The sequence below is a fragment of the Aeromonas allosaccharophila genome (assembly GCF_000819685.1).
Classification (GTDB): domain Bacteria; phylum Pseudomonadota; class Gammaproteobacteria; order Enterobacterales; family Aeromonadaceae; genus Aeromonas; species Aeromonas allosaccharophila.
On the sequence record NZ_CDBR01000007.1, the window covers coordinates 26,996 to 39,224 of the forward strand.

At 59.0% G+C, this 12,229-nt stretch carries 9 protein-coding genes and 1 pseudogene; 6 read left to right on the forward strand and 4 right to left on the reverse strand.

The window, feature by feature from the left end:
• Window positions 1–22: 22 nt before the first annotated feature.
• The 3 genes and pseudogenes from BN1115_RS01520 to BN1115_RS01530 all read right to left on the reverse strand — a co-directional run bounded on the left by BN1115_RS01520 (window position 23) and on the right by BN1115_RS01530 (window position 4,279).
• Entirely contained in the window at window positions 23–1,207 is a 1,185-nt protein-coding gene (locus tag BN1115_RS01520; RefSeq protein ID WP_042655769.1) for an acyltransferase family protein, read from the reverse strand.
• 337 nt (window positions 1,208–1,544) lie between these two features.
• A complete protein-coding gene (locus BN1115_RS01525; RefSeq protein WP_042655770.1) occupies window positions 1,545–2,735 on the reverse strand; it encodes a class I SAM-dependent methyltransferase in 1,191 nt (396 codons plus the stop codon).
• A gap of 113 nt (window positions 2,736–2,848) precedes the next feature.
• Window positions 2,849–4,279: pseudogene (locus BN1115_RS01530) on the reverse strand (methyl-accepting chemotaxis protein).
• 83 nt (window positions 4,280–4,362) lie between these two features.
• Here BN1115_RS01530 and BN1115_RS01535 point away from each other — a divergent pair.
• Both BN1115_RS01535 and BN1115_RS01540 read left to right on the forward strand, forming a co-directional pair.
• Window positions 4,363–4,635 (forward strand): acylphosphatase, encoded by a 273-nt coding sequence (locus BN1115_RS01535; protein ID WP_005345583.1) that lies wholly within the window; start codon window positions 4,363–4,365, stop codon window positions 4,633–4,635.
• Between the two features lie 15 nt (window positions 4,636–4,650).
• Window positions 4,651–5,451: a CHAD domain-containing protein gene (locus BN1115_RS01540; protein WP_042655771.1), complete on the forward strand. Its 801-nt coding sequence runs from the start codon at window positions 4,651–4,653 to the stop codon at window positions 5,449–5,451.
• A gap of 191 nt (window positions 5,452–5,642) precedes the next feature.
• On the opposite strand, the gene metG is transcribed toward BN1115_RS01540, so the two are convergent.
• The gene (metG, locus tag BN1115_RS01545; RefSeq protein ID WP_042655772.1) at window positions 5,643–7,676 is read right to left on the reverse strand and encodes a methionine--tRNA ligase; all 2,034 of its coding nucleotides are present in this window, start codon (window positions 7,674–7,676) and stop codon (window positions 5,643–5,645) included.
• Between the two features lie 186 nt (window positions 7,677–7,862).
• Between metG and apbC the strand changes: the two genes are divergently transcribed.
• The 4 genes from apbC (at window position 7,863) to BN1115_RS01565 (ending at window position 12,195) form a co-directional block, all read left to right on the forward strand.
• Window positions 7,863–8,945 (forward strand): iron-sulfur cluster carrier protein ApbC, encoded by a 1,083-nt coding sequence (gene apbC / locus BN1115_RS01550; RefSeq protein ID WP_042655773.1) that lies wholly within the window; start codon window positions 7,863–7,865, stop codon window positions 8,943–8,945.
• Between the two features lie 110 nt (window positions 8,946–9,055).
• The gene (gene udk, locus BN1115_RS01555; RefSeq protein WP_005345570.1) at window positions 9,056–9,700 is read left to right on the forward strand and encodes a uridine kinase; all 645 of its coding nucleotides are present in this window, start codon (window positions 9,056–9,058) and stop codon (window positions 9,698–9,700) included.
• 63 nt (window positions 9,701–9,763) lie between these two features.
• Window positions 9,764–10,345 carry a dCTP deaminase gene (gene dcd / locus BN1115_RS01560; RefSeq protein WP_042655774.1) on the forward strand — a complete coding sequence of 194 codons (582 nt, stop codon included), beginning with the start codon at window positions 9,764–9,766 and terminating at the stop codon, window positions 10,343–10,345.
• Window positions 10,346–10,722: 377 nt separating this feature from the next.
• Window positions 10,723–12,195 carry an inorganic phosphate transporter gene (locus tag BN1115_RS01565; RefSeq protein ID WP_042655775.1) on the forward strand — a complete coding sequence of 491 codons (1,473 nt, stop codon included), beginning with the start codon at window positions 10,723–10,725 and terminating at the stop codon, window positions 12,193–12,195.
• The last annotated feature ends 34 nt before the right edge of the window (window positions 12,196–12,229 follow it).

A 12,229-nucleotide genomic window follows, 5' to 3' on the forward strand; every position in this document is an offset into this window, starting at 1 on the left:
ATCCAGACAGGGTGGGGTTAACTTAATCTGCACGCTCCATTACCGGTTGCCGTGCCTTGCCCCAACGGCGCAGGCGCCGTTGCAGTGGCCGCTCCAGCAGGTGGTAGCTCAATGCCGAGAGGCCTATCAGTACCGCCAGCATCAGCAAGGTTGCCACTACCCCCAGCAGCGGGTTGGTCTGGCCATACCACCACTCGGTGAGCCCCGGCGCCAGATAATGAATGTACTCGCAGCCGGTGAGCAGCACCAGCGCATGGAGCAGGTAGATGGAGTAGGAGAGATCTCCCAGCCAGTTGGTGAAGCGGTTATCCAGCAGGCGCAGCAGCGGACTCTGGCGCTCCCCCTGAGCGGCTGAAATCCAGATCAGCAGCACGTAGGAGCCGATCAGCAGCAGGGTCAGCTGTGGCGTCATGGTGAACTGCATCAGCGCGAAGGGCAGCACAAAGGCGATGAGCAGCGGCAGATCATGCTTCATCATGGGCAAGCCTTGCGCGGCCTTGACCCTCGGCAGCAGCCAGAGGCCAAGCACAAATTCACTCACCCCGCGCCCCACCGCCAGCACCCCGCTGGTGACATCCAGCGTGCCGCGACTGTGCACGATAAAGGCCAGCACCGTCAGCGCCAGCAGGGGGGCGAGATGGCTCCAGCGACTGCGGGTCACCGCCAGCGGGATAAGCAGCGGGAACAGCAGGTAGCTAATCCACTCCACGCTCAGGGACCAGGCGGCGAAGTTCCAGGTCAGCCCGTGATCGGTCACCACCTGCAGCAGCAGGAAGGCGCTGGGCAGCGCCTCGGCCGGGGTGAAGGGGGAACCGAAAGGCGGCATCCCTTCCCACTCCCACATCTTGAACAAGGGGCCGGCATAGAAACCCACCCCGTGCTGCGCCTTGTAAAGTTCCCAGCCAACCAGCAATAGCAGGGTCACCAGATAGAGGGGGTAGACGCGGCTCAGCCGCAGCCAAAGAAAGCGGCCATAGCCCACGGTGCGTGGCGTGCGGGTGAAGGCCTCTCCATAGACATGGGCTAGCACCACGCCGCTCAAAATAAAGAACAGATCGACCCAGAGGTAGCCATTCTCGATGAGTTGGGTGTGGCCTGCGATCGACTCCATCCACTGGGGAAAGAGCAGCAAGCGGGCATGGAACAGCACCACCATCAGGGCAGCGATGCCCCGCAGCGGCGTTAACAGCGGCAATGATTGATTCATATCGGGATCCCTTGTGATGTTCAGCTTGGCCTGACATCGATTTTGTTGTTGTGCCGCCATCACTCCTGACTGGACGGTTGCCCCGGCTTGGCTGTCGCAGGCGGGATCACTCTACGAGAAAGAGAGTCATACGAGTGTGATTTGAATCATAAGTGTGCAGTTATTGTGCAAAGAAATTTAAACAGAGAATAAAGTGGAGAACAGGCTGGGAAAGAAGTGCAAGCAGATAGGGTGGAATAGGGATGGTGGCGAGTGTTACTCAGCCCAATACACAGCACCGCAAAACAATCAGGCCCGCAAGGGGCCTGATTGATCACAAGGGGAGGGGGGTTGCCGATCAGCGGGCGCGCACTACCAGACCCTTGAGGTAGAAGCCTTCCGGATAGGCGGTACCGATGGGGTGATCGGACGCTTGGGAGAGCAGCTCCAGGATCTGGGCATCGCGACCGGCATCGAGCGCCGCATCGGCAACGATCTTCTGGAACAGGCTCTGCTCCATCAGGCCGGAGCAGGAGTAGGTCAGCAGCACGCCACCCGGCGCCAACAGCTGGAACGCCAGCATGTTGATGTCCTTGTAGCCGCGGCAGGCACCCAGCAGCTGGGCCTTGTTCTCGGCGAACTTGGGCGGATCCAGCACGATAACGTCGAACTTCTCGCCCTTCTCGCGGTATTCACGCAGCAGTTTGAACACGTCGTGACGGATAAACTGGGTGTTGCTGGTATCCAGCCCGTTCAGCTCGGCATTCTGGCGGGCGATATCCAGCGCATTCTGGGAGAGGTCAACGTTGACCAACTCTTTGGCACCGCCCTTGAGGGCATAAACGCCAAAACCACCGGTATAGCTGAAGCAGTTGAGCACCCGCTTGCCTTCGGTGTACTTGGCGGCCGCCTGACGGTTGTCACGCTGATCCAGATAGAAACCGGTTTTGTGGCCGTTGCGGATATCCACCAGGATCTTCACGCCGTTCTCTTCGATCACCACCGGCTCGTTCGGCGTCTCGCCATAGATGACGCCGGTGCGCTCTTTCAGCCCTTCCTTCTTGCGTACCGCCACGTCGGAGCGCTCATAGATGCTGCACTCGGGGTAGAGGGTACGCAGTGCCTGGGTGATCAGCTCACGCTGGAATTCTGCACCGGCAGAGAGGATCTGGCACACCAGAAAATCGGCATAACGGTCGATGGTCAGACCCGGCAGGCCGTCGGATTCGGCGGCGCACAGGCGATAGCCGGTGAGACCCTGACGCTTGATCAGCGGATCACGGGACTCCTGGGCATATTTGAGGCGACGGATAAAGAAGTCGAGATCGATGGTCTCCTCTTTATCGAAGGTCCAGACCCGCGCACGGATCTGGGAGCTGCCTGACCAGGCACCACGGGCGAGCCACTTGCCATCGTTGGCATAGATCTCGACGGTGTCGCCGTCAACGGGGTTGCCTTCAACCCGCTCAATCCCCTTGGAGAAGATCCAGGGGTGACGGCGCAGCAGGGATTTTTCGCGGCCTTTGACGAGATAGATGAAAACGCTCATGGGTGTTTGCCGATGGTAGAAAGAAAAGGGGCCACATTCTATGTGGCCCGCAGGTAAAACTCAAACAACCCAGTGTAATGGAGCGGATTGCCCTGATCTGGCACCGCGAATGGTCAGATCTTAATCCCCTTGAGTGCCTGGGTCAGCTCGGTGGCGGTGGCTTTCAGTCCCTGAGTACCGGCTACCGAGGCGCTGGCAGACTCTTCCACCTGCGCCGCTTCATGGCGTACCTGATCGAGATTGTGGGTGATCTCGGCGGCGACCGAGCTCTGCTCCTCGCTCGAGGTAGCGATCTGGGTGCTCATCTCCAGCACCGCATCGCTGTGGTTGCTCAGTTTTTCGATATCCAGCCCCACCTCGCTGATGAGCTGCTGGCTACTGGCGGCGCGGCCAACTGTCTTCTCCATGATCTCGTTGAGGGCGCCGGTACCGGTCTGCAGCTCCTCGATCATCTGCTGGATCTCCACCGTCGCCTGCTGGGTACGGCTGGCGAGGGTGCGCACCTCGTCGGCCACCACCGCAAAGCCGCGACCCTGCTCACCGGCACGGGCCGCTTCGATGGCGGCGTTGAGGGCCAACAGGTTGGTTTGCTGGGAGATGGCGTTGATAACGTTGACCACTTCGTTGATCCGGTTGGCGTTGTGGGTGAGCCGCTCGACCGCGCCGGAGGCGTTGTCAATCTCGTCGGCCAGGGTGCGGATCGCCTCGATGGTGCGGGCTACCCGGTTGGCGCCATTGGCCGCCTCTTCGCTCGACTGGAGGGTCTGTTGCAGGGTGTCGTTGGCATTGCGCGCCACTTCGCGGATCGCCGCCGACATCTGCTCCATGGCGGTGGCCAGTGAATCCATGTGCTGGCGCTGGGAGCGTGCCATGCTCTCGCCTTCACGGGCATGGTCACGAAACTCGTCGGCGGCCATGGTCAGCGCTTCGGCAGACTCCTCCACCAGTTTGACGATCTGGTGCTGGCGGTCGGTAAAGCGGTCTATGCTGCCCGCCAGGGTGGAGAACTCGTCGCGCACCGGGAAGAAGTTGAGACGGAAAGTGAGATCCCCGTCCGCCACGGTTTGCAGCGCCTTGTTGGTGGAGTAGAGCGCACCGGAGACAAAAGTCATCATGTAGTGGATCACCAGCGCCATCAGGGCGGCCAGTGCGGCGATCAGGGTCAGGGTCGAGCCTTGGCCGTCCCACATGGAGAGGTTGCCGGTATCGAGATCGCCGGTGACGTAGCCTGCCTGACCCGCTGGCGCGGTAAACAGGTAGTGAGCCCCTTGCTGCTGCAACCCGCTGCGGCCTTGCCGGGTCAGACGCAGATCCGCAGGCAACACCAGGGTGGGCTGCTGGCTGATCAGCTGCGCCGTGGTCTCGACCCGTTGCTGCAACTACGCTACCCGCAGGGAGATCTCCTGCTGATGGCTGGCCGCCAGCATGTACCAGCTGAGAAAGGCGATGATAAAGAGCGGTAACCAGAACGCGATATGGAATTTTTCACTGATGGTGAGGTGAATGAGATAGCGGTCAACCCACCGGAATTTAACTTCTTTCATAATGGAGCTGCATCCTGCAGAAGATAGGGTGTCGGGCACATTATCGTCGCGGGAAATTTTTTCTTAAGTGGAAGGTGCGAGAAATGGGAGAGCAATCGTTTGTCATTCGGGTGTGGGGGCAGGTGCAGGGGGTGGGATTTCGCTATTTCACCCGTGAGCGGGCGCTGCAACTGGGTTTGCGGGGCCATGCCTACAATCTCGAAGATGGCTCGGTGGAGATCCTGATCAGCGGCCCCGCTCAGGGGGTGCAGATGATGCTGGGGTGGCTGGAGCATGGCCCGCGCACCGCCAGAGTGACCCGCATGGAGTATGAAGAGGCGCTGCCACCCACCGGTCAGGGCTTTCACACTAACTGAAGCGGCAGGGACGAGATGGACGCTGACAAGGAATGTCTGTTGCTGACTCAGGCAAAAGTCTGGGTCGCCCGTTATCAGGAGGCGGCGCGGGCGGTGCGTGAAGAGGCCAGCGAGCCGACCGTGCATGGCTACCGTATCGCGGCGCGCCGCTTGCTGGCGCTGCTCGCCCTGTGGCGGCCACTGATCTATCACCCCGAACTGGAGCTGCGTTTGCTGCGCTCGGTCGGGCGGCTCTCGGCGCTGAGGGATGCGCAGGTCTACGCCGAACGTTTTGGCAAGCCGCCCGCCAGCACTGTTGATACCCACAAATCGACCTGCCGCGTGCCCCTGTTGTCGCGCCGACTGGCCCGCTGGCTCGTGGCGGTGGCGCAGGTGCCGGATGCGTGGGCACTGGTGCCGCTTTATCAGCAACATCTGGCCCTGCGGCTTGATGAGGCGCAGTGCGCCCTCGATGAACATCCTCTCTCTGCCGGAAAATCGGCCCACACCCTTCGTCAACAATTGCGCCGCTGGCATCGGCTGCGCCTCGAGATCAAGCAGGTCCGTTATGGCGTTGAGCTGCTGCAGGCGCTGGGGGGAGGGGATCCGGGCTGGTTGGCCACCCTGACGCATTGGCAGGAGCGACTCGGCCAGTTGCAGGATTGGCGTCAATGGCGGCGGGCATTGCGAGCAGAAAAGGGACGCACCCACAAGCAAACGACGCTGCGGCTGCAGTTGAAGGGAAAGATCAGCGCCCGTTTGCGTCAACTGGACTGTCAGCAGGCGGAGCTGGTGGCGCTCAAACTGGCGATGCTGGCAGGCTCACAACAGGGATAAAATGCCCAGTCGGGTGGTCAGTGATTCGGACCAAAGCGCAGATCCTGCCAAGCTGAGTGGCAGATAAATTCGGGACAGCCATTCGCGACCTGCATCCACAAAAACTATCCAGGACAAACATGCGAGACAAAAAAAGAGAGGCCGTTTGGCCTCTCTTCTCTATCTTGCTGTGGTCGCAGTCAGCGATACGCTTACTTGACGCGCATGCCAGGCTGGGCGCCTTCCTGCGGCTCCAGGATCCAGAGATCCTTGCCGCCCGGGCCTGCGGCCAGCACCATGCCTTCGGACATGCCAAAGCGCATCTTGCGCGGTGCCAGGTTGGCTACCATTACGGTCAGCTTGCCTTCCAGATCTTCCGGGTTGTAGGCGGATTTGATACCGGCAAACACCTGACGGGTCTCGCCACCGATATCCAGTTGCAGCTTGAGCAGCTTCTCGGCTTCCGGTACCGCTTCGGCCTTCTTGATCAGCGCGACGCGCAGGTCAATCTTGGCAAAGTCGTCATAGCTGATGGTCTCGCTGATGGGATCGTCCGCCAGCGGGCCGGTCACTTTCGGTGCCTGCTCTTTGGCCAGATCTTCCTTGGAGGCTTCTACCATGGCTTCTACCTTGGCGGGCTCGATACGGGAGAAGAGCGCCTTGAACGGGGTCAGCTGATGGTTGGTTAGCGGCTGGGCCACGCCATCCCAGGAGAGGGTTTCACCCAGGAAGGCTTCGGCACGCTCGGCCAGCAGCGGCATCACCGGCTTGAGGTAAGCCATCAGCACGCGGAACAGGTTGATACCGACGGAGCAGACTTCCTGCAGCTGGGCGTCAGCCCCTTCCTGCTTGGCGATGACCCAGGGAGCCTTGTCATCCACGTAGCGGTTGGCTTTGTCGGCCAGCGCCATGATTTCGCGGATGGCGCGGCTGAATTCGCGTGCCTCATAGGCCTCGGCGATGGTAGTACGGGCGTTGGCGAACTCGGCGTAGAGCTCGGGCTCGGCGCAGGTGGCAGCCAGCTTGCCGTCGAAACGCTTGGCGATAAAGCCGGCGTTGCGGGAGGCGAGGTTGACCAGCTTGTTGACCACGTCGGCGTTGACGCGAGCCACGAAGTCATCGAGGTTCAGGTCCAGATCGTCGATGCGGCTGTTGAGCTTGGCGGCGTAGTAGTAACGCAGGCACTCCGGATCCAGGTGGTTCAGGTAGGTAGACGCCTTGATGAAGGTGCCCTTGGACTTGGACATCTTGGCGCCGTTGACGGTCACATAGCCGTGCACGTTGACCTTGGTCGGCTTGCGGAAGTTGGCCCCTTCCAGCATGGATGGCCAGAACAGGCAGTGGAAGTAGGCGATATCTTTACCGATGAAGTGGTAGAGCTCGGCGCTGGAGTCTTTGTTCCAGTAGCTGTCAAAGTCGATGTCGCCGCGCTTGTTGCACAGGTTCTTGAAGGAGGCCATGTAGCCGATGGGGGCATCGAGCCAGACGTAGAAGAACTTGCCCGGCGCGCCGGGGATTTCGAAACCGAAGTAGGGGGCGTCACGGGTGATGTCCCACTGTTGCAGGCCGCTCTCGAACCACTCCTGCATCTTGTTGGCCATCTCTTCCTGAATGGCGCCGGAGCCGCGCACCCACTCAGAGAGCCATTTTTCAAATTGCGGCAGGTCGAAGAAGAAGTGCTCGGAGTCCTTCATTACCGGAGTCGCGCCGGAGACGGCAGACTTCGGATCGATCAGCTCGGTCGGGCTGTAGGTAGCGCCGCAGCTATCACAGTTGTCGCCATACTGCTCCGGAGATTTGCACTTGGGGCAGGTGCCCTTGACGAAACGGTCCGGCAGGAACATGGATTTTTCCGGATCGAACAGCTGGGTAATGGTGCGGCCCTTGATAAAGCCACCCTCTTTCAGACGACCGTAGATCAGTTCCGCCAGCTCGCGGTTTTCGTCGCTGTGGGTGGAGTGATAGTTGTCAAAGCTGATGTTGAAACCGGCGAAATCGGTCTGGTGCTCTTTGGAGACGGCCGCAATCATCTCTTCCGGGGTGATCCCCATCTGTTGCGCTTTGAGCATGATCGGGGTGCCGTGGGCATCATCGGCACAGATGAAGTGCACCTGATGACCGCGCATTCGCTGATAACGAACCCAGATATCGGCCTGGATGTGTTCCAGCATGTGGCCAAGATGGATGGAGCCATTGGCATAGGGGAGGGCGCAGGTTACCAGCATTTTACGAGGATCAGTTGCCATATTACGTTCTTGATGTGCTTGTTGGGATGATAGAGTGCCGTGCATGTTACCCGAATTGGGGGTAGCCTGCCTAGGGTTGTGGCTGTGCCAACCTTGGCAGAACCTGCTGTGACGATGGCAGGCAAGCCACTGATTTGTGTGCGGTAACCGTTCACCTCAAGATAATGACAAGATAATGAGGAGTTAATGGTGATTGATTCAGTAAAACAGATCCTCGCCGAATTTAAGCCAGCAGGCTGGCACAAGGATCTGGTGGATGCCGGATTCGTTCGCGAGATCATCAATCAGGGTCAGGGGCTCACTATCCGGCTGGTATTGCCGTTTGCCGGTCTCTCGCTGCTCGATCAGCTCAAAGAGAATTACGATGCCAGGCTGCGCAGCGCCACCGGCGCCGCCCGTATCGACTGGGCACTGGATATAGATGTCGCCAGCATGCCACGGGCGCAGGGGCTCAACGCCGTGCAGGGCATTCGCAACATCATCGTGGTTGCTTCCGGCAAGGGCGGGGTGGGTAAATCCACCACCGCGGTCAATTTGGCGCTGGCCCTGCAAAAAGAGGGGGCGCGGGTCGCCATTCTCGATGCCGATATCTATGGCCCCTCCATTCCCACCATGATGGGCACCCTCAAGGAGCGCCCGGTCAGTCATGACGGCAAACTGATGGAGCCGGTGATGGCCTGTGGCCTCAAGAGCAACAGCATCGGCTATCTGGTCTCCGAACAGGATGCCACCATCTGGCGTGGCCCGATGGCGAGCAAGGCGCTGGCGCAGATCCTCCATGAGACCCGTTGGGGTGAAGTGGATTATCTGGTGGTGGACATGCCGCCGGGCACCGGCGATATCCAGCTCACCATGGCCCAGCAGGTGCCCACTTCGGCGGCAGTGATCGTCACGACCCCGCAAGATGTGGCGCTGGCCGATGCTCGCAAGGGGATCGCCATGTTCAACAAGGTCAATGTGCCGGTGCTCGGCATCATCGAGAACATGAGCTACCACGTCTGCAGCGCCTGTGGTCACCATGAGCCGCTGTTCGGTACCGGTGGCGGCCAGAAGATGGCAGAGCAGTATCAAGTGGCGCTGCTTGGCCAGCTGCCGCTGCACATCGATATCCGCCAGCACATGGATGATGGCTGCCCGACGGTGTTCGGCGCACCGGAAGGAAGTCTGGCTCAGGCCTATTTGAAACTGGCGCGCAGGGTAGGGGCTGAACTCTTTTTCAGCGCAAAACCGATTGCGACCCCCCTCTATGCCATGGCGCTGGATGAATAATCGGCTATCGGTCACTTGAAAGGGAATTGAGGGTGGGCATGACCCACCCTTTTTTATATAATGGATCGGTTTAAACCATCCCCACTGCTCTTCTCTTTTAGGTATTTGTCATGTCTGATACTCAACATTCGTGTGTGATCATCGGTATTGCGGGCGCATCTGCGTCTGGCAAAAGTCTTATCGCCCAGACCATTTATGAAGAGCTGGTGGCCGAACTGGGCGCAGGTCAGATTGGTGTGATCACCGAAGATTGCTACTACCGTGATCAGACCCACCTGACCATGGAAGAACGGGTCAAAACCAACTATGACCACCCCAATGCGCTGGACCACGACCTGCTGGTACAGCACCTGAGTCAGCTGGTCAAAGGTGATGCGGTCGCCATTCCCCAGTACTCCTACACCGAACATACCCGGATGAGCGAAGTGACCCCGTTTGCGCCGCGCCGGGTGATCATTCTGGAAGGGATCCTGCTGCTGACCGACAGCCGTCTGCGTGATCTGATGGATGCCTCCATCTTCATGGATACCCCGCTCGACATCTGCCTGCTGCGCCGTCTGGTGCGTGACGTGCAGGAGCGTGGTCGTACCATGGACTCCGTGCTCAAGCAGTATCAGAAGACGGTGCGTCCGATGTTCCTGCAGTTTATCGAGCCGTCCAAACAGTATGCCGATGTGATCGTGCCCCGTGGGGGCAAGAACCGCATCGCCATCGACATGCTCAAGGCGCGTATTCGCCACATGTTGATTGGTTAAGATGAAACAAGCCGGGTGATGCCCGGCTTTTTTAAAAGCACAATTTGTCAGGAGAGTCGCCCAATGCGTCTGTGTGATACCGATATTGAACGCCATCTGGATGAAGGCAAGATCGTCATTGAGCCACGGCCCGGGGTAGAGCGGATCAGTGGTGTCAGTGTCGATGTGCTGCTGGGTAACGAGTTTCGGGTGTTTCGCGATCACACCGCTCCCTATATTGATCTGAGCGGTCCGAACAGCGAGATGGCCGATGCCATCGATCGGGTGATGAGTGACGAGATCCACGTCCCCGATGGTGAAGCCTTCTATCTGCACCCGGGCCAGTTGGCGCTGGCGGTGACCTATGAATCCGTCACCCTGCCTGCCGATATCGTCGGCTGGCTGGATGGCCGCTCTTCATTGGCGCGCCTGGGTCTGATGGTACACGTGACCGCACACCGCATCGATCCGGGTTGGTCCGGTCGCATCGTGCTGGAGTTCTACAACGGCGGCAAACTGCCACTGGCGTTGCGCCCGAAGATGAAGATCGGCGCCTTGAACTTCGAAATGCTCTCCGGCGCCGCCGCCCGTCCGTACAACAAGCGGGAAAATGCCAAGTACAAGAGCCAGCAGGGCGCCGTTGCCAGCCGCATCAATCAGGACTGATAACCTGCTGCACAGCAACGATTCAAGGGAGCACAAGGTGCTCCCTTTTTGCATCTGGAATCAAACGGGTATGGGGTTTGAGGTGCTGGTCGGATGAGATTGGCAGGGAAGGGGTGTTTTATCACCATTTTTGCCCATTTTTCTGTCATAAAAACGTCATAAAAATGAAATTATTGGCTTAAATATCAGCTATTTTTGCCCTTTCGCGCAATCATTGATGGCTTTAATTAATCAATGGCAAGCCGCATAAAGACTGGCTCTAGGATATTTTTTACCAAAAAGCTCTTTTTTTTTATGGCTGAAATATTTCAATGGTGGCTATGGTGTTGGCCGCCATCTGGCATAATCCGCCGCAACTCATAAACAGGCTTTTTTTTATGTTTGAAATGTTTAGTGGTTTGGGTTTGTGGTGGTCAATCGGTTTGGTATTGGCCGTTTTTTTTGTGCTTGCCTATGAATTTATCAACGGCTTTCACGATACCGCCAACGCGGTAGCAACGGTTATCTATACCAAGGCGATGCCGGCTCACCTGGCGGTGGTCGCATCGGGGATCTTCAACTTTTTCGGCGTCATGTTCGGCGGACTGGGGGTGGCCTATGCCATTGTCCATCTGCTGCCCATCGACCTGCTGCTTGGGATGGATTCCACCCAAGGGTTGATCATGGTCTTCTCCTTGCTGTTTTCCGCCATCGTGTGGAACCTGGGTACCTGGTTCTTCGGGATCCCGGCCTCCAGTTCACATACCTTGATCGGTTCCATTCTGGGGGTAGGCGGCGCCTATGCCTGGATCACCCATAAACCGGTGACCGAGGGGATCAACGTGGGCAAAGCGATCGACATCATGCTTTCCCTCATTATCTCTCCCACCATCGGTTTCATCATTGCGGCGCTGCTGCTGCTGGCGATGAAGCGGGTCTGGACCAGCAACAAGATCCACAAAACGCCGGAAGAGCGTCAGCTGGTGGATGGCAAGAAGCACCCGCCGTTCTGGGCACGTTTGACCCTGGTGGCTTCTGCCATGGGCGTCAGCTTCGTGCACGGCTCCAACGATGGCCAGAAGGGCATCGGTCTGGTGATGCTGGTGCTGATCTGCATGGCGCCCGCCTATTTCGCGCTGGACATGAGCAGCCGCTCCTATGATCTGGACCGGACTCAGGATGCCAACCAGCGCATCATGGAGATCTACCAGCGCAACCAGCCCGCGCTCTCTGGCGTCATCAACTTCTCTGCACCGGTAACGGCTCAGGAAGAGCTGATGACCCACTGCTCCGCCGATGGCGTGCTGCAGGCGATGGCTACCCTGGATGCCCGTCTGGCTGCCGTGCGTACTTATGATCAGATGAGCCTGACTGATCGCCGTGAAGTGCGTCGTCTGCTGCTCTGTATCGATGACACCGCCCGCAAGGCTGCCAAGCTGCCGCTGCCCGCCAAGGAGCTGACCGATCTGGCCAAATGGCGCAAGGATCTGACTGCGACTGCTGAATACGCACCGACCTGGGTGATCGTCTCCATCGCACTGGCGCTCGGTTGCGGCACCATGGTGGGCTGGCGTCGTATCGTCCATACCGTGGGCGAGAAGATCGGTACCACCGGCATGACCTACAGTCAGGGCATCGCGGCCCAGATCACGGCTGCAACCTCCATCGGGGTCGCCAGTCTGACCGGTATGCCGGTGTCTACTACCCACATCCTCTCTTCTGCGGTGGCGGGTACCATGATTGCCAACAAATCCGGCCTGCAGAGCCAGACCATCAAGACCATCCTGATGGCCTGGGTGCTGACCCTGCCGCTGACCATGCTGCTCTCCGGCGGCCTGTTCATCGTCAGCCACCATCTGTTTGGTGGATAACATCGTTACTTTTTTTTAAGGGCCTGCGGGCCCT